The following is a 23,787-nucleotide window of genomic DNA, read 5'->3' as shown; positions in this document are numbered from 1 at the left end:
GATGTCGTGTACCCGTCGAGCCGTTCCATCCGGGCAGCGTACCGGGTCAGCCCGCGGTGCAGATCCAGTACCTCAGCTTGCCCCCACGCTCGTCCTCCAGGTGCCCGCCACAGGACTCGATGACCTTGCGCGAGCCGATGTTGTCGCTGTCACAGGTGACCAGGAGGGAGTCGAGGCCCAGCACCCGGGCATGCGGCAGGGCGGCGCGCAGCATGGCGGTGCCGTGGCCCTGGCGGCGCGCGGAGGCGCGCACCCCGTAGCCGATGTGGCCGCCGTACTCGCGCAGGAAGTCGTCGAGGCGGTGCCGGATGGCGAGCCGCCCCAGGTAGGTGGCGCCGTCGACGTACCAGAGGGTGGTCATCGGCACGACGTCGCGGGCGGGCGGGGCGGTCTCCCGGGCGTCGGTCCGCAGCCGGGCTATGTAGTCGGCGAAGACGCCCGGATCGTGCCAGATGTCGCCGTACTCCGTGAGCTCGGATCTGACCGTGGTCTCGCTGGTGCTGTCCCGGCCCTCGGCGCGTAACTCGTCCATGGCCGCCAGGAAGGAGGCGTGGACCCGGGCGGTGGGGGCGATGAGTTCGGGCATCGCGACATTGTGGCGCCCGGTCCCTCCGCACGGGAGAGGGGTTGAGCGGTTCCGGCCACGGGGTGCCCGTGGACGTCGTACGGCCCCGGTGGCGGGTACCACCGGGGCCGTACGCGAGCTCGGCTCGGTCGGGTCAGTTGTTGACGACCGACAGGGGCAGCAGCTTCTTGCCCGTGGGGCCGATCTGGATGTGCGTGTCCATCTGCGGCCATAGGGATACAGCTCCAAATCCGTGGGTAGCCTCTCGACATGAGAAAACGAAGCAGCCGAGGCAGCACAGCCCAGAAGGGGTCCCCCGCGTTAGAGGCGGAGTGGACGGAAGCGGACCTAGCGCTACTGGAAGAGCTGAAGAGGGCGGAGGAGCAGCTACCAGAGGACGCCCCCCGCGCACTCCTGTCCGTGCGACTGTCGGTACTGACGGACGAGACGACATCCCCGGTCCGCCAAGAACTGGATCTGCGGATCCTGGCGCGGGACATGCGGTGCAGGGTGGTCGGCGTCGCCAGCGATCTGAACGTCAGCGCGACCAAGGTCCCTCCGTGGAAGCGCAAGCAACTAGGCGACTGGCTGAACAACCGAGCCCCCGAGTTCGACGTTCTTCTCTTCTGGAAGCTGGACCGCTTTGTACGTCGCCTGAGCGACTTGGCAACCATGATCGATTGGTGCCTGAAGTACGGGAAGAATCTCGTCTCCAAGCACGACAGCATCGACCTGACCACCACGGCGGGCAAGATCATGGTGACGATCATCGGCGGCATCGCTGAGATCGAGGCAGCAAACACCAGCACGCGAGTTGCGAGCCTCTGGGACTACACGAAGACGCAGAGCGAGTGGCTCGTAGGCAAGCCAGCATGGGGCTACCTCACGGGGAGGGACGAGGCCGGGCGGGTTGCCCTCTATATAGATAAGGACGTGTACCGCGCTCTCCACTGGTGCCGGCGTGCAGCCATGAGGCCGCACCGCGCTTCAGCCAGGCGCATGGTCAAGGTGCTGATCCGAGCAGGACTGTGCGGCCCGGAGCTGACCCCGGCGACTCTTCTGCGCAGACTCAGGAACCCTGCTCTCATGGGGTACCGAGTCGAGGTGGACCAGGAGGGGGGGAAGCGTCGGTCGAAACTGATACTCGGCAAGGGCGGGAAGCCGATCAAGGTAGCGGAAGCCATCTTCACCGAGGCGGAGTTCTACAGCCTGCAAGCCGTACTGGACGCTAACGGCAAGGACCAGCCAGCACGTCAGCCAGGCGGCGCCACGAAGTTTCTTGGGGTGCTGACCTGCATCGACTGCAAGAGCAACATGACCGTCCAGAAGACGACCAACAAGCACGGCATGTACCAGTACCTCCGCTGCCAGGGGTGCAAGAGCGGCGGGCTAGGTGCACCGAACCCCGAGGCCGTGTACGACCGATTCACCAAGGACACCCTGTCTGCCCTAGGCGACTTCCCCGTACAGGTACGGGAGTACGCCCAGGGGGCCGAGGCCCGGAAGGAGGTGAAGCAGCTCGAAGAGTCCGTCGCCTACTACATGAAGGAGCTGGCGCCGGGCGGACGGTACACGAAGACCCGGTTCACCCGAGAGCAGGCCGAGCAGACCCTAGAGGAGCTGATCACCGCCCTTGCGACCATCGACCCGGAAACCACGAAGGATCGGTGGGTGAACGTCCACAATGGCGCGACGTTCCGGCAGCGCTGGGAGGAGGGCGGCATGGACGCCATGGCCGCCGACCTGTTGCGAGTCGGAATCAAGTGTGAAGTCACCCGTACCAAGATCCCCAAGGTACGGGCTCCGAAGGTGCACCTGAAGCTGATCATCCCGAAAGACGTGCGGGAGCGTCTCGTGATCAAGGAAGACGACTTTGCCGAGCGGTTCTGATCACACGCCCTCTCCTGGTGGCGCGAGCCGGCAGCGCCACCAGGAGGCCGCCGCTTCGAGGGCTGGTGGACGCCCCCGCAGCAATGAGCGGCCTTGCGCCTAACGTCAGCACTGTCAGTGGGCCCCGTCATCATGGAGGCATGACACCCACGTACAAGATCACATCCATGGATGACACGTGGCGGCCCGGGGATGTCGTCCTTGACGCTGAGGGAAATCTCCGCATTCGTTCCGACCACCCGAAGTGGGTATGGGACTACCCCGATGCGGGCAGCACGCGTGAGTATCCAGGGGGCCCCAGGGTGCCGGAAGGGGGGCTTGAAGAGCACGAGGTACCCCGCCCGCTCATCCTTCTCGTACGCGACGGGCACGCCGTGGTTGGCCGTCAGATCGAAGAGTGACGCAGGAGCCTAGAGCTTGCTCGGGTCATACGGTTCTTCGGTGCCGTCATCATCCACGATGACGATTTCACTCGTCACACGCACCCTTCCCTGACGACTCTCCGACTCGCTACGGCTTGGCGTCTTCTCCTCTCCGTCGACGTCCCGCCCGATCATGACTCTTCCATTGCTATTTCGCGCTCACGGGCAGCGGCAGCCGCTATCCCAGCGGCTATTTCCGCTTCAGCCGGAGTGTGCCCGGACCCAACGTATCGCCAGGCCGAGTCTATGACTGTCGCCGGCAAGTTATGCCCGTCGGCATTTCTCGCCCTGTACGCGGTTCGTGCCGCGTGCAGGGCCGCATAGGTCGTGGAGTACTTCCTAGATTTGGTGAGTACATGCCCCCGAAATCCCAGGGAGTGCGCCCACAGGCGGAGCCGCAGCGATTCCAGTTCGGGAATTCCACCGAGGCGCCAACAGGTCCCTATTAGCGCGCGAATGTGTGCGTTTACAGGCAGGGCAGGAATTTCCCGCGCGGAGGTGATTCGGTAGTCGACTCCACCCACGTCGCCGACGCTTTTCGAAACATACTTTGCGACATACGCGGCGACCGCCTCATCCGATACGACCGTGGCCCGCGAATGGGGTCCGATGGGGTGTACGTCGATCTCTGATCCCCACCGGCAGGTGTACTGGCCGAGCCGAGGGGCGTACGGCGTGGTGACCTCTACTGACTCCAGGGCCGAATGAACCGCGGTTGTCAGGAGTGATTTCGTCGCCCACGAGGGGGGTGGCGAATCCGGGCCTTCTGGTCCGTCGATGCGAATCACGGCGTGGAGGTGAATTGCTCCGCGCTTCTGGAATTCGGCGACTTTCGCGAATGACAGCCGCAGATGGCGAGGGAGACCCCGTTGCGGTATCCCCGCAGCGGCAGCCAAACGTCGACCGATGGTGCGGCAACTGCGGTTCCAAAGCTCGCCGACTTTTGCATGCCATAACACGTGGCTTGTGTAGTCGTAGCAGTGAGCGCAAAGTGGCTGGCCGACAATGCTGTCTGTGGGGGCGTGGACTTTGCCGCAGCTTGCCGGGCGTCCGTGTGTGCACGTCGGGGCGCTTCGGCGCGGCCGGCACAGGTCGACGCCGGTCCGGCTACCGCGGTGCACGGCGCCGAAGCCGGGCGCGGTCAGGGTGACGAACAGGCGTGGATGGCTGGCGACGCCGGCTGGAGTGCCCTTGCCGCCCATGAGGCCCGCGCGGACCAGGTGGAAGGTGTCGCCGCTGTGGATCCGCGAGCACGGCTCGCAGACGCTGTTGCGGCGATTTCGGCACCGTAGGGCCAGGCGCCTACCAGGCTCATCCAGCGTCGAGTAGTGGCGGAGCACGGCGCCGGTATCGGCGTCCAGGGTGGTGGTGTGGCCCGCCAAATAGATGGGGTGAGCGCAGCCACCGGTAGCCTGTATCTGTTCCAGCCAGCGCCGGAATTTCGGCTCATTGGCGAGCCGGATGAGGTCACGTTCCGTTTCAGAAAGGTGGCGCAGGCGCTCTGCTTTTTGGAGAGCAGAGCGCCGCGCCTCGGAGTCCGAATTTGAGCTCAATTGGGTGGTGCCCTTTCGTGACGGGCGGCGCGAGCCGCCCAAGCCGGATATGATGGTGCGTTTTCCATGTCGTTCTCCGTTTCGTCGCCACGAGTGGCGAATTTGGGGGTGTGCTGTTTCAGCGTCGCCGCAGTCGCCTTGTGCGGCAGCACCGGCAGCGCCGCAGGTGGCCGCCGATGGTCCGCTCACGGACCCGGAGGCAGTATGGGCATCGCACGTACCGGTGTGGCATGCTCCCCCCTCTACTAGGAATTCGACCCCAGGATCAAATTCTTTCCCCACTCGATGAAGTCGGTAATGACTTCAGCGGGTCCTGTGGATGCTGCGGTGAAGCCCCAGAGGAAGAACGCCGCCCCCATCCACCATGTGAGCTCACGGCTCCGGACGAGGAGGACGCATACCACGGCCATGACGACCATGAGCGGGAATGCTTCGTTTTCCGACATCAGGATTTCTGCGGCTACGATCATGGCCGCTCCTTGTCATGCAGTCGCGCGCTGCTGAGCGGGCGTGCAGCACCGGCGTATTCGGCGGCCGCGCGGCGGGCGTCCTGTGTGGTGATGAGTGCCGAGCGGACGCGCAGCCAGCGACCGCCCACCGTGGTCACTGCAACCCCGGGCTCTTCCTCCGTGATCGACAACGCCACTTCCACCGCATCGGCCGCGAGATCACCCAGGGCCATTTCTGCGGTAGCCGCATCGTGCACGGCGTGGCAGACCCGTCCACCGAGCTGCGCGCGCAGCGCGGTGACACCTCGCCCGAGCTCCGACCCGAGGCGCTGCGCCGCCGCCACCAGGTGGATACCCAGGGCGGCGCCGAGCTGGGCGACGCGAAGGAGTGCGGTCGAGCACTCTTCCGCCTCGGTGCGGGCAGCGCGCGACCCGTCGACTAGGTACAGCTCGGCGACCTCATCCACGATGGCGACGATGGGTGCCGGGCGCACGTCCTCCGGGAGCTCCCAGATACTGCGGACGCCAGCTTCCCGGCACTGGGCCATGCGCTCTTCTGCCTCAGTGATCAGGTCTCCGAGCAGAGCGAGCGCCTCATGTCGGGTGCAGGCCAGCGCGGACAGCCGCCGCATGAACGGGGTCAGCTCTACACCGCCCTTGCAGTCGATGCCGACCAGGGCCACCGGCTGAGGAGCAAGCTCCGTGATGAGTGCGGCGAGGAGCGTGGACTTACCTGATCGAGTCGCCCCCACGATCAGCCAGTGCGGCACCCTACGGAGATTGATCACCCAGGGTTGGCCGGTCTCAGCCATGCCGACTGTCGCGGACAACAGCACCTCCCCCGACGGACGAGGCGGGACCGCGCCCACCCCGGTCAGCGGGTCGTGCGCGATCACCGTGATGAGCACCTCGCCCCGGCGGGCGGGGGCAACCCGCACCGAGTGAACCCGCCACGCGTGTGCGAACGCGTCAGCCGCCGTGATCAGGGCACGGGGTGTCTGCCCAGGATGGAGCTGCACCCGCACCGTCAGCCCTAGGCGCGTCACGCGAGGGAGGCCGAGCCGGGGCGGGATCTGCCGCATGGGCCTACCGCTCACGACCAGGCTGCGGCCGAGGACGGCATGTCGAGGCTGAGGAGTGATGGACAGGTCAGCAACGCGACACAGGCGGCGCCAGGTCCACCGCATTCTGACTACCACGGTCGGGTACCCGATCAGGTACCACCGCCATGGGGTCTGTCGGAGCAGCTCCGGCAGCGTCGGCCGCTTGTGCTCCCACAGGCGCTGCTTCAGCAGCCCCACGCACAGGACCGCAGTCACCAGCCAGACCACCAGACTGGCTAGCATCACTGACCACCCCCAAACCCGCCCCCGCCGGCCCGCTGGCGCATGTCCAGCAGGGCGCTAGCAGCGGCCGCCGCAGACTGCGCATGACGGGCCGTCAGGGTCAGTAGTGGATCAACCATCGCGCCGCCAAGCAGCCCGGTAAGGAGCGCTTCGCACCCCACCAGGATCTTGAGGTCTCGCATGAGCTGACCGGCGAGCACCGCGTCGTGGCCCGGCGTCCGCCCACTTACCGAAGCGTCGTCCACCACTCACCCCCTGGCTGAGCGGTACGCGCCATGAGGCGCTGCGCCAGGTGCGCCGTAGCCATAGCGACACGGGCGATGCGCTCCCGCTCCGCCATGCTCATGCCGTCAAGGTCGGCATCCGCCACATCCTTGGCCAGTTGGATGACCTGAGCACGCAGCGCCTCCCAGCCGAGGGGCTCCGGCGGCATCTGGCCAAACTCCGCTACCGTCACGGCTCACTCACCCCCCGACGCCTTACCGCGGCCGGCACCACCGGCAGGCGCAGCCGGACCAGCATCTGCCGGGATCACCGCAGTTGCCCGCCAGCTCACCCCCTTCCGCCCCTCGATCTCCCATTGAGTGGCCACCAGGCCGTCAATGCGCAGACGAACGCCCTCGGTGATGCCCATCGGCTCCCCCGGCACGACGACTTCGATCACGTCAGTCGTGCGCGCGTCCATCTGACGGACCGCCACGCCTACGAGGTACTGCGTCCGTCCGTCACGGTCGGTGCGTACCTGCCCGGTGTCGCGATCAGTGCGCGGTTCGGGCGGAACCACACACATCAGGGCACCCAGACGCGCCGTATCTACCGGAATCTGCTTCATGCCGCTTTCACCCCTTTCTTTTCGTTCATGCCTTTTGACCCGCAAGACATGGGTCGCCCAATGTCCGGATGTCAGTCATCCGTACAACTACAGATCATGCGCCCTGTTGACCCGGACGCGCAAGGGATAACTATCCTGGTCGCGGAGTTGTCCGGACGACCGACGACGAGACGACCGACCACACCGGTCCGTTTGGAGATGATCACCCGATGCCGTCCCGTGAGATTCGCGCCGAGCGACCCCGGTACCTACAACTCGCCGATCTTCTGGCCGAGGACATCGCTTCCGGCACCTATGAGCCCGGTAGTCAGCTACCCACGGAGGCCGACCTCTCCGCCCGGTATGGGCTCTCCCGTCAGACCGTCCGGCAGGCCCTCACCGAGCTTGTGGCCATGGGATTGATCCAGAAGGAGCATGGACGAGGTTCCTTCGTCCGACCCCGCCAGGAGCGGGGAGTGGTCACCCGGTCGTTGGTCCGGCACGGAAGGAAGATCGTGGACGACTGTCCCCTGATAGAGGGGGAGGCGCCCGCCGTCACCCGTACCCACCTCTCAGGAACCCCAGGAGACCTCTTGGAGAGGGGAGGGGAAGGAGGGGAACAAGCGTTCTCTGTCGACCGACTTCTCATCGACCCGGCCACGGGCGCACGGATCGCACATCGGCTCATGATCCCGTTCTCTGTTGCAGCCGAAACGCCCACACTGAGCGAACAGCCGGACGCGCCCATTGAGACGATCTATGCCGCGCTGGCCGCCAAGCACTCGTTGACGTGGCACGAGACCGTCACCGCCCGCCCGCCCATGCCAGATGAGCGGGCCGCGCTGTTGATCGAAGACGCATCCCCGGTGCTCATCAGCTACCGGGTGACCGCCGCCAGCAGCGGCGAGCCGCTCATCCTCGAAGAGCTGCGTGCCAGCGCAGCGGGCGTCGAGCTGCGGTTCCGTCTCACCCCCGGCAAGGCCGTGCCGACCGGCAAGGCCGCCGCGGTCTAGATCTTCTTTACTTACTCAAGGGCGCGCCGGAGGCGCGCCGGGCGCCCGGCGCCCCCGGTCGGCTTGTGCCTTCGGCCCGCCGACCGGGACGCCGACGCCCAACTCTCACCACGCCCCTTGACAGCACCGAGGCGAGCACCGACGACCCCGGCCAGGCCAAGCCGGTCGTCACCGGGCACACGATCCGGCATGCGCGGCCGCATCACGCCTAGCAGCGGACGCAGTTCGCGCGAACCACCGGCCGCAACACCCGTCGCACGTGACCAACAGCGTCCCCGCCTCCTCTAGCGCACGGACTTTGCTGCCGCTTCCCGTCGTCTTCCACGTGCCCAGCACACGCGACCTACCCCGCATCGAAGTCCCCTTCCCGCCGCCATCGGCGGCATCCCTGGGCGGCTTACATGGCCAGCCGTCGCCCGACCGTCCCTTTCGATGTTGTGCCGTCATGAGGCCAGCAGCGGGAGAGGGGGGCGGTGTGCTGGTGAAGACCGCCCGACCGCCCGCCGCACTGGAGTGCCGACCGTACCGTCGCCGTCGCGACCGCGCCCGCGTGAACGGACCCTCCGCCGACCGCGGTTGGCAGGGGGCCAGCAGCTGCCGCGAGGTGGCTGAGCCCGGCACCGCTCCAAGCGCTTGCACCGCCATCGTGGCGCGCCGTCCGGCTGACCCACCGCGGTGACCCCGGCACCTACCACCGCGATCAGCGGCCCTACACCCGGTCGTAGGGCTCAGGCGACATCCCCGCGCCGCGCCTCAGCCGCTCCGCCATGGCCAGCACCTCAGAGGCCGCCACGGTCCCTCGGAACCGGATCACCGGCAGGCCCTGATCATCCGTACTCGGGGTCGCCTCCATGGGGCACTCGACCCCCGCTTCATCCAGAGCTGCACGCAGCTCCGCCCACGCATCCCGCGCCACAGCCCAGCTCTCCACATAGGACACTCCCCGCACCCATGCAGCGCCCTCTCCGGACCCATCCTCCCTTTCGCACATCCGGCCACCTCCCAATCGAGCACTCTTGAACACCTTGCTCCGAATCGCACACAGTACCGTGATCAGATCAGCACACCTAGTGAACGACACACGTTTTCAAGGCACTTGAGGCACTTGCCAGTGGCGCAACCATGCAAACGGTGCGTAACGGGCAAGCAGAGACGGCCCCTCCCCAGCCAAGGAGAGGGACCGCCATGTCACCGCGCCTCCATTTGCACGCAGTTGACCTTGCCCACGGGGCATACACCCCGCCTGTGGGCTACTTAGCCAGGTAGCTCTTGTGAACGAACCCTTTGGTCTTGCGAGGCAGGCCGCCCGCGCTGGGTTTCCAGAGCACCACCTCCACCCAGTCCCGTATGTACGACGGGTCATAGGTGGTGCGGAGATGCACCCGATCACCCCGGTATAGCTGACCTTTCACATACCCTCGGTAACTGGGCTTGGAGCGCAGCCGCAGGCCATCCACCGTCACCGTCCGCAGGCGCAAAGTCGAGTGCGCCGCAGGAGTCGACGCCGACCGAACCGACGAAGCAGCGTCGGCCACCGTCGTAACGCCGGCCGGGCCGGGATGCACGGAGGCTCCGGGACGCGTCGCCGCATCCGAAGGGCTGCCCCACGACATCAGCACAGCAATGGCCACCACGGTCAGCCCGGCCTTGATTCGGAATCCTGCCAGATACATTCAGTCCCTTTCGCGTGAGAGATCTAGACAACGGTCGACTGGTCGTCAGTCGTCCGTACAACTCAGCTTGAGGGGCAGCGCCGTTCGCCGCAAACAATCTTTAGACGCACAGTCCGATGCGATCGACGGAACTCGGTGAGACATGAGGAAGCCCCCGTCGCCCGACGAGACGGGGGCAATCCTGACAGGGCGTCAGCTCTACAGATGACCACCCTTTACGGCTCCAACGAACGCCGACTCCGGCGGCGCGCGAAACCGTCACCTCGTCCGGCGAGTCGGGGCTTGCTGCTATCCACGGAGCCGCCCCCGCTACCTTCATCAAGGTGCGGGGGCTCTCGCTGTTTCACGCCCTGGAAGGCAGTTCACGTACGCGTTCTCGCAACTCCCGCGCAGCGGCGTTCCCCTCGTAGGGGGACAAAAGCTTTGGGATATTGGCTACGTGACTGTCGAGGCGACCTGAATGCATGCGCGGATAAGCGTCCAAGATCCTATTCCACTGGGCGCATGCCGCGTCCAGGTGGCCAATCTTCAATTGGCGCTCGGCGAGAAGTGATCCAAATAGCAGTTCGGATCGCAGCGTGTCGTCCGCCTGCCGTAGCGGGAAGTGGTCACTCAATGATTCAATACCCCCCTTGACGTCTCCCAAAGCGTGCCGCACCTGCGCCGTGTGATATGCCAGCGTCGCCGAGTTATAGCCGCCGAAAGTACCGTATCCACATTCAGCCTGGTTTACGGCTCGCTCCGCCTCTCGAAGACTACTCCGCGCGTTTGCCCGCTCTCCGGCCAGCGCGTACGCGTGCGCCTGCTGGCCTGCGAGGAACGCTCGCATGCGAGGGTTGGACTCCGGAGATGCCTCGGCAGCGGCGTTTGCGAAACGTACAGCTGGCGCCCCGTGCCCCAAGTTGGCGGCCTGCACGGACATGCCTCGAAGAATGTGGCAGTAGGTCATGCGATCACCGCTGGCGCCAGCAAGCTCCAGCCCCTTTACATAATACCGTTGAGCGAGGCCGTGTGATTCTTCATCCACAGCCATCCAGCCGGTCAAGTAGCAGAGAAGTGCCGCCGCGGACATCATTTCTTTTCGAACTTCCCCGGATGCGGTCGCCCTCAAGTACGGGGCGACCGTACGTTCAAAGAAAGCGGCGGCCATGGGGCGTGCGTACTGTCCGCCGAATTCCCCATCCAAGCCCGAAAGGCGATCAGTCATCGCTGAGACAGCCTGAACGTCTGAGCGTCCAATCCGCGCATGGGTGTTCACCTTGATAGAATTCATGCGAGAAAGCACATCTTGCCATCCGGGAATGCTTAGCGCTGCGGAATAGAGACCAATCCCTAGCATGCTTCGGCGGCTTGCGTCGACCATGGCTCGCCTTTCGAGTTCGATAATCTCGTCCACCGTATCGATACCCGGACTGGCGTTCGTTTCACTCGGGGCAGGGAACCCGGCCTCCACTGGACCGATTGGGCGTACGAGCCTCCGTGACAGCGCCTCCACGATCAAAGCTTGCCGCTCCGCGGGCGGCATGTGCCCCTTGAGCCACGCATGGGCGCTCTGGGCGCTGTACGTCGTGGGAGTGCCGCACTCGGTGCCGACCCGGTTCACCGCTTGCGCGAACTGGCGCAGCGTCCACCCTGCCTCGATGTGCAGCCGCTGTAGATCGCGATTTGGCTCCCGTGCGGCCATGGTCAACTCCCCTGAAATCCATAGCGTTTGACGCTATTTGAAAGCTACTGGGGTGGCCACGGTAGCGCGATGTGTAGCCAAGCGGTTGCCTAGAGCGAGCGAGACCCCCGCAACGCTGCTGGCCGGCGAGCGTCCGGGGGCGTGGCCACCAACCCCAGGAGGTTGACGACATGCACCACGCTATCGCGTGGATCTTCGAACTGGTGCTGCGGCGGTTACTCCGTATCCCGGGTCGCCGTGTGGAGACCAGCCTGCGCTCGCCCGCCACGGGCATCCCCGGCGCTCCGACGCTCCAGCTGCGCCGCCCCTGGTGGTTCCTCGCCGCCGCGGACGTGGCGTTCGTCTGGTCGCGTGGCCTCCAGGGGGTGGCGTGATGACCACGGCACACACCCCTTCGCATCTGTGGGACGAGCGCGGTGGATCGGACGTGATGCTCGCCAACGACAGCGGCGGCGCCGAGCTGCCCCCAGGCACCATGAAGTACCCCGAGTGCGAGTGCCCCGAGCACCTGGCGGGGAAGGGGCGCCCCGACTCCTCCGTACGCTTACGCCTCGATGCGGCGAGCAAGCCGGCGGAGAGTGCGGGGTGAAGGGGCTACTCGTCCGCATCGAGATGTGGTGGTGCCTCAAGGCCCAGTTCTCGTGGCCCGTGCGGCTGGTCTCGCCTAGCCGTCGATGGGCGCACGCCGTGGTGGCTGCCCGGTGCAACGATCCCGAGTTCCTCGCTCGTCTTCAGCAGCGCATCGCTGCCGACGTAGCGAAGACAGGGGATGCCTCGTGAGCCGTCGCATCTTCCGTTTCGCTGACTGGATGATCACTCGGGACGCCGGGACGTGCGTGGAGTTCACGGCTACGTGCATCGACGGCGCCGACGTGGCGTGCGGCGACCACTTCACCGCACTGGACGACGGCGCTGCGATGGACAAATGGATCTGTGAGCACGCCCAGAAGACGGGGCACCGCACGTTCCGGCGGACGCTCGTAGACGTAGCTGTCGTCACGCCGCCCTCGGGCGCCGTCATCGCTGGCGAGGTCGAGCGGCAGCCCCACGCACTGGACGCCGGACCGGCTACCCCCGGCGCGCCTCGATGACGACGCACCTTGCACGCGAGGGCGGTGAGGACCCCGAGCAGCGCCCGGACGACCAGCATCAGGAGCGCGCGGCAAGGGAGCACCACGACGCCTCCCGTACCGACGGCGACCTAGCGCTGTTCCGCCTCGCGGCGGCGCTCAGGCCCTACCCGCTCTTCTGGCCCTAGAGACCCCTGGTCCCCGCCGTACTGACTACCCCGGCGGGACCAGGACCAGCGCCCGCCCCTACTGGGCCAGCACCCCCCGCGCAGACACCAGTAGGGGCGGGCTCCACCAGCCTGCTCGGTAGCCCCCAGGGGGCCCTAGACCCCCGCCCCGGCGGACCACGCTCCCCATGTGCGGTAGGTCCGCCGGGCGGGTCAGTAAGGGCACGACGGCGCGGGACCGCCCCGTGTCGAGCACCACGTGAAGGAGGACGCAATGCGACCCAACCAGCACGTGAAAGACCTCTCACTGACGGCGCACGACCCGGAAGACGACTCCGACAACGACGACGATTCGTCCGCCGGGGGCTGCGGTGACGGTGACGGCTGCGGCCGTCAGTAACCGGTAGGCTCCGGCCACCAGAGGGGCAGTCCCCTATCAACTCGGGGGCTGCCCCTTGCAGTTGAGAGGAAACCGATGCAGTTCAGTAAACCTGATCATCACCACGGCTACGTCTGGTCCGGCCACGGCAGCCAGATGAAGACCGACGGCCCCCGACGGGCGAACAGCCCCGATTTCCGCACCGCGACGATCACGCCCCTGGAGCTGGCTGACTGGCTGCGAAAGCCCCCACAGTTCGTCAGGGGGACCTTTCGTGACCCGCAGGAAGCCGCGAATTGGGTTGCAGAGCAGACCCAAGAACACTCCCCGTCGTTCGAGTCGGACCATGCCCGCGAGACGCTCCATGCCCACATCGAGAGCGCCGGCGCCGCGGTGCGGGGAGGGGAAGACTTCTGCGGCGGATGGTGGCTGAAGGGGGGCCGTTTCCTGTCCGTGTGCTTGATCGCATGCAGCCCCCACCGCATGCGGCCCGACTACGGCTGTCCGAAGCCCTGAGCTTAGCCAGTGAGCCAGCGAGCCGCCGAGTGGTTCAGCGTGGCGACGTGCTGACACTCACCTCGGACCAGGGCGCCCGCATCGTTAAGGCAGTACGTGAGTCGTTCTGTCTGTGAGCCGGTAACCAACCTCTCGCGAACCCCGTCCGGAGCGTCCCGGGCGGGGCTTCGTGCTATTCACCGCTCTCGCCCTCACTGACAGGCTCACCCTGGTCCTGCTTCACCGGACCCGTCACGCGACTGCCCTTCCCCCATTCGGTTTCAACGATGCCGCGATCCCGGAGCACCCGTACGGCTCGGCGGGCAGTCTCCCGAGCCACGCCGTGCGCCTTGCACAACTCAGCTTCGGACGGAATGGGCTCACCGGGGGCGTACTTGCCCGACTCGATGTCGGCGAGGAGCGCGCGCAGAACCCGCATGTACGGGGCCCGCGGAGTGTGGGGGTCGGTCGGGCGCTCAGGCATACGGAGAGCGTAGACACTCGATCATCGGCAAGCGACTTAGACCAGCAGACGAGTTAGACGTGTAGACAGGTTAGACGTGTGCGTCTACCGTCGACCGCGCAAAGGAAACGCCCCGGAAGACCGGTCCTACGCGGTCCGCCGGGGCTCAGCCGATCAGCTAAAGGGAGCTGAAACGACCATGCGCGATGCTATCGTCCGCGCCCTCGGGTGGGCGCTCCGCCTCTTACTGCCCGCCCACGGACGACACCGGGAATCCCCCGCCGCCCCCGGGCTGCAAGGCCCCGCCAGCGTGGCACCGCCCACCAGGGCGCCGTACGTAATCTGCGGCCCCCGAAAGCCGATTCCGCCGCAGGTTCTCGCCCGCACCATGCCCGTGCCTGCGGACACGCGCCCCCTCGTCCCGCTCTACATCCGGGCATGGGTCGCGCGGGAAGCCGAGCGCGAGCGGCAGCACCAGCGTTGCCTAGCCGTCGTCGCGGCGAGCTTCGGCTATCACTACCCGAACCCCGAGCGACACGACATGGCCCCCGGCAGGGGGGTAACCGCATGACCGTCGAGGCGCTGATCAACCCTGTGCCGCCCCCTCGAATCGTCCCGTGCTGCGTGTGTGACAGCCTCACGAACGCCCCCGTGGAGATTCGGTACACCGAGCGTCCCAGTGGCCCCGGTGTGGCGCTGTACGCCTGTCCTGGGTGCGCCTCTAGCGCCCCCACCCCGGGCCCGACCCCCGGCGAGGTGATCCGCTAGCGCCCGAGTGGCCGCACAACGCATCAGCCCCGTCCGGCAGCATGCCGGGCGGGGCTGATCATTTAGGGGGCAGAATCAGCACGTGCTGACCTACCGCCCAGCAGTGGTCATGAACACGCGTTTGGGCTGGTCACAGCCTTGTTAACCGTAAGCGGGAGCAGCTTCTTGCCCGTGGGGCCTACTTGTGGCCATGTATCAAACTGCGGGCAGACGCCGCAGTCGAAGCACGGGGTCCAGCGGCAGTCGTCGACCTCGGTCTCGTCGAGCGCGTCCTGCCAGTCCTCCCAGAGCCAGTCCTTGTCGAGACCGGAGTCCAGGTGGTCCCAGGGCAGGACCTCCTCGTAGGTGCGCTCGCGCGTGGTGTACCAGTCGACGTCGACGCCGAACTCCGGCAGCGCCTTGCCGGCGCACTCCATCCAGCGGTCGTAGCTGAAGTGCTCGCGCCAGCCGTCGAAGCGGCCGCCGTCCTCGTACACGGCCCGGATCACCGCGCCGACCCGGCGGTCACCGCGCGAGAGCAGGCCCTCGACGATGCCGGGCTTGCCGTCGTGGTAGCGGAAGCCGATGGAGCGGCCGTACTTCTTGTCGCCGCGGATCTTGTCGCGCAGCTTCTCCAGCCGGGCGTCGGTCTCCTCGGAGGAGAGCTGCGGCGCCCACTGGAACGGCGTGTGCGGCTTGGGCACGAAGCCGCCGATGGAGACGGTGCAGCGGATGTCGTTCTTGCCGGAGACCTCGCGGCCCTTGGCGATGACCTTCGTCGCCATGTCGGCGATCTGCAGCACGTCCTCGTCGGTCTCGGTGGGCAGACCGCACATGAAGTACAGCTTCACCTGGCGCCAGCCGTTGCCGTACGCGGTGGAGACGGTGCGGATCAGGTCCTCCTCCGAGACCATCTTGTTGATGACCTTGCGCATGCGCTCGGAGCCGCCCTCGGGGGCGAAGGTGAGGCCGGACCGACGGCCGTTACGGGTCAGCTCGTTGGCCAGGTCGACGTTGAAGGCGTCGACCCGGGTCGAGGGGAGCGACAGACCGATCTTGTCTTCCTCGTACCGGTCGGCGAGGCCCTTGGCGATGTCGCCGATCTCGGTGTGGTCGGCGGAGGAGAGCGACAGCAGGCCGACCTCCTCGAAGCCGGTCGCCTTGAGGCCCTTCTCCACCATCTCGCCGATGCCGGTGATGGAGCGCTCGCGCACCGGGCGGGTGATCATGCCCGCCTGGCAGAAGCGGCAGCCGCGGGTGCAGCCGCGGAAGATCTCCACCGACATGCGCTCGTGCACGGTCTCGGCGAGCGGCACCAGCGGCTGCTTCGGGTACGGCCACTCGTCCAGGTCCATGACGGTGTGCTTGGACACCCGCCACGGCACGCCGGAGCGGTTGGGCACGACGCGCGCGATGCGCCCGTCGGGCAGGTACTCCACGTCGTAGAACCGGGGGACGTAGACGCTGCCGGTCCTCGCCAGCCGCAGGAGCACCTCGTCGCGCCCGCCCGGGCGGCCCTCGGCCTTCCAGGCGCGGATGATCTCGGTCATGTCGAGGACGGCCTGCTCGCCGTCGCCGATGATCGCCGCGTCGATGAAGTCCGCGATCGGCTCGGGGTTGAAGGCGGCGTGGCCGCCGGCGAGCACGATCGGGTGGTCGACGGTCCGGTCCTTCGACTCCAGCGGGATGCCGGCCAGGTCGAGGGCGGTGAGCATGTTGGTGTAGCCCAGCTCGGTGGAGAAGCTCAGGCCGAAGACGTCGAACGCGCCGACGGGGCGGTGGCTGTCCACGGTGAACTGCGGCACCTGGTGCTCGCGCATCAGCGCCTCGAGGTCCGGCCATACGCTGTAGGTGCGCTCCGCGAGCACGCCCTCGCGCTCGTTGAGGACCTCGTAGAGGATCATGACGCCCTGGTTGGGCAGCCCGACCTCGTAGGCGTCCGGGTACATGAGCGCCCAGCGCACGTCGCACTCGTCCCAGGGTTTGACGGTGGAGTTGAGCTCTCCGCCGACGTACTGGATCGGCTTCTGGACATGCGGAAGAAGCGCTTCCAGGCGCGGGAAGACCGACTCGACAGGCATCTGATGGGGTCGTCTCTCATGAGCGGACAGAGGTGACCATCCAGCGTACCCCGATCGGCGGGCATCCCCTTCCGAGCCGCGTCACGCCCCCAGCGCCGCCCGGTGCTTCTTCCGCGAGACCTCGGCCCACAGCTCCGGCAGCTCCCGCTCGCGGTCGGCCGCCACGGCCTCCTCGCGCCCGTAGACGAGGCCGTAGGTGAAGGCGCTCTCCCCCGCGGCGTGCGCCTCGGCGGACAGGTCGGTCAGCGCCTGGCGCGCGACCACGCTGTCCTGGTGGTCGCCGAGCACATCCTGGACGGAGGTCATCCGCTGGGCGAAGCGCTTGGCGGGCTTGCCCAGCGCCGGGCGGGCCGCCTCGGCGGCGTAGCGGGTGCGCTTGGCGGCCTTGCGGGCGGCGTGGACGGCCTCGTCGCGCTCGGGTCCCGCCGGGGCGCTCAGGGCGGTCTCCACCCGACCGGCGAGGCGGGCGAAGTCGCGGAGCACCGCCTTGCGGAGCACCTTCCGCGGGGGCCTCGCGGCGGCCGGGCGCAGCGGCGGGGCGGCGAGCAGGGCGTCGAGCGTGTTCAGCAGCGCGAGATACCGCTCGCCGTCGAGCAGGGCGATCACCTGCCGCCGGGACCCGCCGCGGCGCGCGTGCGACCAGGTGTGCAGCCGGTTGCGCACGGGGCCCACCCGCAGCGCGGGCGGCACCTCGTCCAGTCGCCGGCTCAGCCGCTCGGTGAGCACCTCGCGGTCGCGGTCCACGCCGAGCTCGGCGGCCAGCCACTTGAGCTCCTCGCCGACGGGGTCGGTGACACCGCGGTCGAGCACCTTGGCGTAGGACCGGAACAGGCTGCGCAGTCGGCGGGTGGCCACACGCATCCGGTGGACGGAGTCGGGGGTGTCCAGGCGCACGGCGGGGTCGAGCGTGACGATGGCGGCGAGCTGGCCGCGGGCGTAGTCCAGCACCACGTCGCCGGCGGTGGGCTCGGCCGGCCGGGCCGGCCGCCGGGCCTCGGCGGTCCGCTTGCGCTCCTCCTCGGTGGCGGTCTCGTGCAGCGCCCTGGCCAGCTTGGAGCTGGCGGCGGCGCGCCGCACGCCCGCCTTGCGCAGCTTCTTCTCGATCGCGTCGAGCAGCCGGGGGTCGCATCCCTCGGCCAGCTCCACCTCGATCTCGGTCCAGTGCGCCGGCGCCCGCTCCCCGTCCGCCAGCCGGTAGGCGGTGACCCGGTCGACGGAGCCTTCCGCGAGCGGCACGCCCTCGGCGTCCAGCAGCCGGTGCACCTCGCGCTCGGAGACCAGCCGGACCAGGGGGACCACCCGGGCGCCCCGGGTGCGGGAGTGGATGAGGGCGGCCAGCCGGCGGGGCAGGTCGTCCGCGAGCGACGCCCGGATCTCGTCCCGGGTGTCGGGGCCGACCGGCAGCTTCAGGTGCCATCCGGCGTCGTCGCCGCCGGTGCGGCGGCGGAGCGTGATGCCGTCGGCCGCCAGCCGCCGGTCGGGGGTGTCGTAGTAGGTGGCGTCGAGGGTGACCACTCCCCCGGCGACGGTGCGCGCCACGCCGGGGACTCCGCTCAGGTCCGGGAGCCCTCCGGCGTCGGCCGCGTCGTACTTCCGCTCGACTTCTCGCACGGTGTCCGCCATGCGTCGAATCTAGCCCCGCGGCGGGTTCGGCAACAGGTCGTCAGGCGGCGACCGGCCGTTGCACGCGGATGGACTGCAGGAGTCCGACCGCTATCCAGACGGCGAACATGGAGGATCCGCCGTAGGAGACGAACGGCAGCGGCAGGCCGGCCACCGGCATGATCCCGAGCGTCATCCCGATGTTCTCGAACGACTGGAACGCGAACCAGGCGATGATCCCGGCGGCGACCACGGTGCCGTACAGCTCGGTGGTGTCCCGCGCGATGCGGCAGGCCCGCCACATCACGACGCCGATCAGCGCGATGATCAGGCCCGCGCCGAGGAATCCGAGCTCCTCGCCGGCGACGCTGAAGACGAAGTCGGTCTGCTGCTCGGGCACGAACTGACCGGTGGTCTGGGTGCCCTGGAACAGCCCGGAACCGGTGAGGCCGCCGGAGCCGATGGCGATGCGCGCCTGGTTGGTGTTGTAGCCGACGCCGGCGGGGTCGAGGGCGGGGTTGGCGAACGCGGCGAAGCGGTCGATCTGGTACTGGTCGAGCACGCCGAGCTGCCAGACCAGGACCGCGCCGAGCACGGCGGTGCCGATGAGCCCGGCGATCCAGCGGTTGGAGGCGCCGGAGGCGAGCAGCACGGCCAGCACGATCACCGCCATCACCATCACGGAGCCCAGGTCGGGCATGAGGAGCACGATGGCGATGGGCAGCGCGGCCAGGGCCAGCGCCTGGACGACGGTGCGGTGGTCGGGGTCGACGCGGTCACCCGCGTCCACCCGTGAGGCGAGCAGCACCGCCATCCCCAGGATGATGGTGATCTTGGCGAACTCGGACGGCTGGAGGGAGAAGCCGCCGCCGATCACGATCCAGGCGTGCGCGCCGTTGATGGTGGAGCCGAGCGGGGTGAGCACGGCCAGCACCAGCAGCACCGACAGCGCGTAGAGCACCGGCACGGCGCCGCGCAGGGTGCGATGGCCGAGCCAGATGGTGGCCACCGCCAGCGCCAGCCCGATGCCGGTGTTCAGCACATGGCGGAACAGGAAGTAGTACGGGTCGCCCTGGTTGAGCTCGGTGCGGTTGCGGGTCGCGGAGTACACCAGCGCCGCGCCGATGGCGGACAGGGCGAGCGCGGAGAGCATGAGTATCCAGTCGAGCCGGCGCACGAGGGAGTCGCGCGCCATGAGCTTGCCCCACGTGGACTTCTCCGGCCCGTACCTGCGTACCGCGAGATCGGACGACGCGCTCACTCTTCGGGCCGCCTTCCGGTCGTGCCGATGGCCGTGTACTTCTCGCCGAACGACTTGGCCTCGATGGTCCCATCACGGTTGATCTTGGGCAGCCTGCGCTGCGGCTCGGGCAGCAGCGCCTTCCCGCGGTCGATCTCGCCGTCCGGGGACACCCCGTACATCGCGCTGTAGATGTTGCGCACGGCCGGCCCGGAGGCGCCGGAGCCGGTGCCACCCTGAGAGATCGTCATCACGATCGTGTAGTCCTTGGTGTACGACGCGAACCACGAGGTGGTCTGCTTGCCGTAGACCTCCGCCGTACCGGTCTTGGCGTGCATCGGGATCTTGTCCTGCGGCCAGCCGCCGAAGCGCCAGGCGGCGGTGCCGCGGGTGGCGACGCCGGCCAGAGCCTCGTTTATCTGCCGATTGGTCTTGGCGTCCATCGGCAGCCTGCCGTGCGAGCTGGGCTTGATCTCGCGCACCTTCTTGCCGTCGGCGCTGATGACGGCCTTGCCGACGGTGGGGTCGTAGAGCGTGCCGCCGTTGGAGATGGCCGAGTAGATGGTGGCCATCTGGATCGGGGTGACGAGGGTGTCGCCCTGGCCGATGGAGTAGTTGACGGCGTCACCGGCGCGCATCTTCATGCCCTCGAGGCAGTTCTCGTAGGCGATCCGCTCGGCGTAGTCGCCGCCCTTCTTCCCCTGCCTGCACCAGACGTCCTTGTTGGCCTTCCAGTAGTCCTTCTTCCACTGGCGGTCCGGGACCCGGCCGCTGACCTCGTTGGGGAGGTCGATGCCGGTCTCCTTGCCGAGGCCGAACTGGTGGGCGGTCTTGTAGAACCAGTCCTTCGGGTGCTTCTTGGGGTTGATCCCGCCGTCCTTCTGCCACTGCTGGTGGGACAGCCCGTAGTAGACGGTGTCACAGGAGACCTCGAGCGCCTGGCCGAGGGTGATGCTGCCGTGGCCCTGGGACTCGAAGTTCTTGAAGACCTGGCCGCCGATGCTGTACGAGCTGGGGCACGGGTAGCGGTCGGAGAACCGGTAGCCCGCGTTGACCGCGGCCGTGGTCGGGATGACCTTGAAGATCGAGCCGGGGGCCGCCTGGCCCTGGATGGCGCGGTTGAGCAGCGGGTAGTTGGACTTCTTGCCGGTGAGCTTCCGGTAGTCCCTGGCGGAGATGCCGCCGACCCAGGCGTTGGGGTCGTAGGTGGGGTTGGAGGCCATGGCGACGATCCGGCCGGTCTTGGCCTCCATGACGACGACGGCGCCCGCGTCGGCCTTGTAGTTGGTGCCGGTGTTCCGGTCGGAGACCTTGCGGGCCTCCTTCATCGCCAGCGCCAGCTCCTTCTCGGCGATGGCCTGCACCCGGGCGTCGATGCTGGTGACGACGTTGGACCCGGGCTCGGCCCGCTCGCTCTTCCCCTTGCCGATGACCCGGCCGAGGTTGTCCACCTCGTAGCGGGTGATGCCGGCCTTGCCGCGCAGTTGGTCGTCGTAGGAGCGCTCCAGGCCGGAGCGGCCGATCTGGTCGGAGCGCAGCAGCGGCGACTCGCTCTTCTCGGCGTCCTTGATCTCCTCGTCGGTGACCGGGGAGAGGTATCCCAGGACCTGGGCGGCGTTGGCGTCCCCGGGCGCGGCGTAGCGACGCACCGGGGTGGGCTCGGCGCTGATGCCGGGGAAGTCCTCGGCGCGCTCGCGGATCTGGAGCGCCTGCTGGGTGGTGGCCTCGTCGGTGATCGGGATGGGCTGGTACGGGGAGCCGTTCCAGCACGGCTGCGGCGTCTTGGCGTCGCACAGCCGCACCTTGTCCATGACCTCCTGCGGCTTCATGTCCAGGACCGCGGCCAGCCGGGTGAGCACCGCCTTGCCGTCGTCCTTCATCTTCATCAGGTCGGTGCGGCTGGCGGAGACCACGAGGCGGGTCTCGTTGTCCGCGAGCGGGATGCCGCGGGCGTCCAGTATCGAGCCGCGGGTGGCGGGTTGGATGACCTGCTGGACGTGGTTGCTGGCGGCCTCGGCGGTGTACTCGTCGCCGTTGCGGATCTGGAGGTACCACAGGCGCCCGGCGAGGGTGAGCAGCAGCGAGAAGACCAGGATCTGGATGGCGATGAGGCGGACGGTGATACGCGTGGTCCGCCCGGTCTCAGGGATGTTGCTCATGGCGCGTCAGCACCTCCCTTGAGGGTGGTGGCGGGTGACGGGAGGGAGCTCATGGCGCGTCAGCGCCTCCGTTGAGGGTGGTGGCGGGTGACGGGAGGGAGTTGCTCATGGAGTCCTCCATGAGCCGTGACGGCGCCGCCTCACAGCCTCTTGACCCCCTTGATGCGTCCCGCCTTGTTGGCGCGGCTCTTGGCGGCCTTGGTGAGGAGCCCGCCGCGCTGGCTGCCGATGCGGGCGGCCCTGCCCATACGGCCGGAGCCGCGGCCGGTGCGCATCGAGCCGGCCGGGGTGAGCCAGCCGCTGTCGCCGGCTCCGCCGCCGGAACCGTCCGCCATCGGGTCGTTGTCGGTGCGGCGGGCGATGGCCATGATCAGCGGCACGGTGAAGGGCGCCAGCAGCAGGTCGTACAGGGCGGCCGTGAAGAGCAGGTGGCCCAGGCCCACATGGCTGGCGGCGGTGTCGCCGACCAGGGAGCCGACGCCCGCGTAGAGCAGGGTGGAGCCGAGGGCGCCCGCGACGACCACCAGCATGGGGCCGGTCGCCGAGCGGAGCTGCCCGTTCTCGGGTCGGGCGAGGCCGGCCAGGTAGCCGATGACGCACAGGACCAGGGCGTAGCGCCCGGCGGCGTGGTCGGCGGGCGGGGCCAGGTCGGCGAGGAGGCCGGCGCCGAAGCCGATGAGGGCGCCGCCGGTGTGTCCGTAGACCAGCGCCAGGCCGAGCACGACGAGCAGCAGCAGGTCGGGGACGGCGCCGGGCAGGTTGAGCCGGGCGAGCACACAGACCTGGGTGATCAGGGCGACGATCACCAGGGTCGTGGAGAGCAGGATCCGGTTGATGCGCAGCATCGTCAGTCCCTTTCGGCGGCGTAGGCGTCTTCGTCCTCGCGCGCGGGCGGGGTGGCCGTGACGGTGACCGTGGGCGCCGGCTTGGGCTTCTTCGGCTTGGGCGGCAGCACCGCGTCGCGCGGGTTCTCGCGCGGCGGCTGGACGACGACGCCGACGATGTCGAGCTTGGTGAAGCCGACGTACGGGCGCACCTGGACGGTGCGGGTGAGTCCGCCGTCGGACGGGTCGACGCGCACCACCTCGCCGACCGGGACGCCGGGGACGAACGGCTTGTTGGCACGCGAGCCGAAGGTGACCAGCCGGTCGCCCTTCTTCACCTTGGCCTTGCCGTTGAGCAGTTGGAGCCGCAGCGGTCGGTCGCCCTGGCCGGTGGCGAAGCCGAGCTCCCCGGTCTTCTCCATGCGGGTGCCGACGGTGAAGTCGGGGTCGCCGGCCAGCAGCACGGTGGAGGTGGAGCGACCGACGGTGGTGACCCGGCCGACCAGTCCGTCGCCGTTGATGACGGTCATGTCGCGGCGGATGCCGTCCTTGCTGCCGACGTCGATGGTGACGGTCCAGGAGAAGCCCTGGGCGGCGCCGATGGCGATGACCTCGGCGCCGATGACGCCGTAGCGGCCGGCACCGGCGCTCTTCATCATCCGGTCGTACTCGGCGTGCCGGGCGCGGTTGCGCTCCTCGCTGCCGAGTCGCTGCTTGAGCTCCGCGTTCTCCCGTTCGAGGTCGCTGATGCGGTTGTGTCGCTCGTCGGAGTCCCGCACGGCGGCGATGGCGTTGCCGACCGGGTCGACGACCTGGGCCACGCCGTTCTCCACCGGCCCGAAGACGGACTCGGCGGACTGCCGGGCGCCGTCCAGGGGTGAGTCCTCGCCGCCGCGGATGTCCACCGTGATCAGTGCGAACGCGATGGCAATCAGCAGCACCAGGAGCAGTCTGCTCTCTCGTGTGTCCCTCACGTGCGGCGACGTGCCTTCCTCGTAGGAGTCGGACCTTATGCCTGTATATCAGCGTTGTCTGCCGGCGTTCCGCCGCATGGGCGAAGCGGCGCCCGTGCGGCGGAAACGCGCCGATGACGGAGTGTCATCCACGAGCTGGTACGGCGTCCATACGGAGGTCGTACACATGTCGCACGGGGA

The 23,787-nt window shown here is 68.1% G+C and carries 22 protein-coding genes; 7 read left to right on the top strand and 15 right to left on the bottom strand.

Going from position 1 to position 23,787, the window contains the following annotated elements:
- Positions 1 to 46: 46 nt before the first annotated feature.
- Entirely contained in the window at positions 47 to 586 is a 540-nt protein-coding gene (locus LRS74_RS23080) for a GNAT family N-acetyltransferase (RefSeq protein WP_277742804.1), read from the bottom strand.
- Positions 587 to 835: 249 nt separating this feature from the next.
- On the opposite strand from LRS74_RS23080, the gene LRS74_RS23075 reads away from it, so the two are divergent.
- On the top strand, positions 836 to 2,455 hold the full coding sequence (locus LRS74_RS23075; protein WP_277742803.1) for a recombinase family protein: 1,620 nt from the start codon (positions 836 to 838) through the stop codon (positions 2,453 to 2,455).
- 553 nt (positions 2,456 to 3,008) lie between these two features.
- Here LRS74_RS23075 and LRS74_RS23070 read toward each other — a convergent pair.
- The 5 genes from LRS74_RS23070 to LRS74_RS23050 form a co-directional block, all read right to left on the bottom strand.
- Positions 3,009 to 4,472 carry a replication initiator gene (locus LRS74_RS23070; RefSeq protein WP_277742802.1) on the bottom strand — a complete coding sequence of 488 codons (1,464 nt, stop codon included), beginning with the start codon at positions 4,470 to 4,472 and terminating at the stop codon, positions 3,009 to 3,011.
- A gap of 203 nt (positions 4,473 to 4,675) precedes the next feature.
- The gene (locus LRS74_RS23065; protein ID WP_277742801.1) at positions 4,676 to 4,900 is read right to left on the bottom strand and encodes a hypothetical protein; all 225 of its coding nucleotides are present in this window, start codon (positions 4,898 to 4,900) and stop codon (positions 4,676 to 4,678) included.
- A complete protein-coding gene (locus tag LRS74_RS23060; RefSeq protein ID WP_277742800.1) occupies positions 4,897 to 6,225 on the bottom strand; it encodes an FtsK/SpoIIIE domain-containing protein in 1,329 nt (442 codons plus the stop codon). Before LRS74_RS23060 ends, LRS74_RS23065 begins: the two co-directional genes overlap by 4 nt.
- Positions 6,226 to 6,451: 226 nt before the next feature.
- On the bottom strand, positions 6,452 to 6,682 hold the full coding sequence (locus LRS74_RS23055) for a hypothetical protein (protein ID WP_277742799.1): 231 nt from the start codon (positions 6,680 to 6,682) through the stop codon (positions 6,452 to 6,454).
- 3 nt (positions 6,683 to 6,685) lie between these two features.
- Positions 6,686 to 7,057 carry a hypothetical protein gene (locus LRS74_RS23050; protein ID WP_277742798.1) on the bottom strand — a complete coding sequence of 124 codons (372 nt, stop codon included), beginning with the start codon at positions 7,055 to 7,057 and terminating at the stop codon, positions 6,686 to 6,688.
- Positions 7,058 to 7,266: 209 nt separating this feature from the next.
- Here LRS74_RS23050 and LRS74_RS23045 point away from each other — a divergent pair, with 209 nt between their 5' ends.
- On the top strand, positions 7,267 to 8,049 hold the full coding sequence (locus LRS74_RS23045; RefSeq protein ID WP_277742797.1) for a GntR family transcriptional regulator: 783 nt from the start codon (positions 7,267 to 7,269) through the stop codon (positions 8,047 to 8,049).
- A 1,250-nt stretch (positions 8,050 to 9,299) separates the two neighbouring features.
- Here the strand turns inward: LRS74_RS23045 and LRS74_RS23040 are convergent.
- Complete coding sequence (locus LRS74_RS23040; protein WP_277742796.1) at positions 9,300 to 9,722, bottom strand: SH3 domain-containing protein; 423 nt, start codon at positions 9,720 to 9,722, stop codon at positions 9,300 to 9,302.
- A gap of 343 nt (positions 9,723 to 10,065) precedes the next feature.
- Positions 10,066 to 11,406 carry a tetratricopeptide repeat protein gene (locus LRS74_RS23035; RefSeq protein ID WP_277742795.1) on the bottom strand — a complete coding sequence of 447 codons (1,341 nt, stop codon included), beginning with the start codon at positions 11,404 to 11,406 and terminating at the stop codon, positions 10,066 to 10,068.
- A 170-nt stretch (positions 11,407 to 11,576) separates the two neighbouring features.
- Between LRS74_RS23035 and LRS74_RS23030 the strand changes: the two genes are divergently transcribed.
- The 5 genes from LRS74_RS23030 to LRS74_RS23010 all read left to right on the top strand — a co-directional run bounded on the left by LRS74_RS23030 (position 11,577) and on the right by LRS74_RS23010 (position 13,538).
- The gene (locus LRS74_RS23030) at positions 11,577 to 11,780 is read left to right on the top strand and encodes a hypothetical protein (protein ID WP_277742794.1); all 204 of its coding nucleotides are present in this window, start codon (positions 11,577 to 11,579) and stop codon (positions 11,778 to 11,780) included.
- Complete coding sequence (locus LRS74_RS23025) at positions 11,780 to 11,995, top strand: hypothetical protein (protein WP_277742793.1); 216 nt, start codon at positions 11,780 to 11,782, stop codon at positions 11,993 to 11,995. The genes LRS74_RS23030 and LRS74_RS23025 overlap by 1 nt, the downstream gene beginning before the upstream one ends.
- Before the next feature lie 220 nt (positions 11,996 to 12,215).
- A complete protein-coding gene (locus tag LRS74_RS23020) occupies positions 12,216 to 12,497 on the top strand; it encodes a hypothetical protein (protein WP_277742792.1) in 282 nt (93 codons plus the stop codon).
- On the top strand, positions 12,494 to 12,664 hold the full coding sequence (locus tag LRS74_RS23015; RefSeq protein ID WP_277742791.1) for a hypothetical protein: 171 nt from the start codon (positions 12,494 to 12,496) through the stop codon (positions 12,662 to 12,664). Before LRS74_RS23020 ends, LRS74_RS23015 begins: the two co-directional genes overlap by 4 nt.
- Before the next feature lie 454 nt (positions 12,665 to 13,118).
- Positions 13,119 to 13,538, top strand: coding sequence for a hypothetical protein (locus LRS74_RS23010; protein ID WP_277742790.1), 420 nt, complete (start codon positions 13,119 to 13,121; stop codon positions 13,536 to 13,538).
- Between the two features lie 172 nt (positions 13,539 to 13,710).
- Here the strand turns inward: LRS74_RS23010 and LRS74_RS23005 are convergent, their stop codons facing one another.
- The 7 genes from LRS74_RS23005 to mreC form a co-directional block, all read right to left on the bottom strand.
- Positions 13,711 to 13,956, bottom strand: a complete 246-nt coding sequence (locus LRS74_RS23005; protein WP_277744886.1) for a winged helix-turn-helix domain-containing protein — start codon at positions 13,954 to 13,956, stop codon at positions 13,711 to 13,713.
- 899 nt (positions 13,957 to 14,855) lie between these two features.
- A complete protein-coding gene (locus LRS74_RS23000; RefSeq protein ID WP_277742789.1) occupies positions 14,856 to 16,808 on the bottom strand; it encodes a TIGR03960 family B12-binding radical SAM protein in 1,953 nt (650 codons plus the stop codon).
- Positions 16,809 to 16,889: 81 nt separating this feature from the next.
- Complete coding sequence (locus LRS74_RS22995) at positions 16,890 to 18,431, bottom strand: CYTH and CHAD domain-containing protein (RefSeq protein ID WP_277742788.1); 1,542 nt, start codon at positions 18,429 to 18,431, stop codon at positions 16,890 to 16,892.
- A gap of 40 nt (positions 18,432 to 18,471) precedes the next feature.
- Positions 18,472 to 19,605, bottom strand: coding sequence for a rod shape-determining protein RodA (gene rodA / locus LRS74_RS22990; protein ID WP_277744885.1), 1,134 nt, complete (start codon positions 19,603 to 19,605; stop codon positions 18,472 to 18,474).
- Positions 19,606 to 19,667: 62 nt separating this feature from the next.
- Positions 19,668 to 21,809: a penicillin-binding protein 2 gene (gene mrdA, locus LRS74_RS22985; protein WP_277742787.1), complete on the bottom strand. Its 2,142-nt coding sequence runs from the start codon at positions 21,807 to 21,809 to the stop codon at positions 19,668 to 19,670.
- Between the two features lie 140 nt (positions 21,810 to 21,949).
- Positions 21,950 to 22,651 carry a rod shape-determining protein MreD gene (gene mreD / locus LRS74_RS22980; protein ID WP_277744884.1) on the bottom strand — a complete coding sequence of 234 codons (702 nt, stop codon included), beginning with the start codon at positions 22,649 to 22,651 and terminating at the stop codon, positions 21,950 to 21,952.
- A 5-nt stretch (positions 22,652 to 22,656) separates the two neighbouring features.
- The gene (mreC, locus tag LRS74_RS22975) at positions 22,657 to 23,607 is read right to left on the bottom strand and encodes a rod shape-determining protein MreC (protein ID WP_277742786.1); all 951 of its coding nucleotides are present in this window, start codon (positions 23,605 to 23,607) and stop codon (positions 22,657 to 22,659) included.
- Positions 23,608 to 23,787: the final 180 nt, after the last annotated feature.

This window comes from Streptomyces sp. LX-29 (assembly GCF_029541745.1).
Lineage (GTDB): Bacteria > Actinomycetota > Actinomycetes > Streptomycetales > Streptomycetaceae > Streptomyces.
Note: the sequence above shows the minus strand (reverse complement) of the source record. Positions and strands in the feature narration are given on the sequence as shown.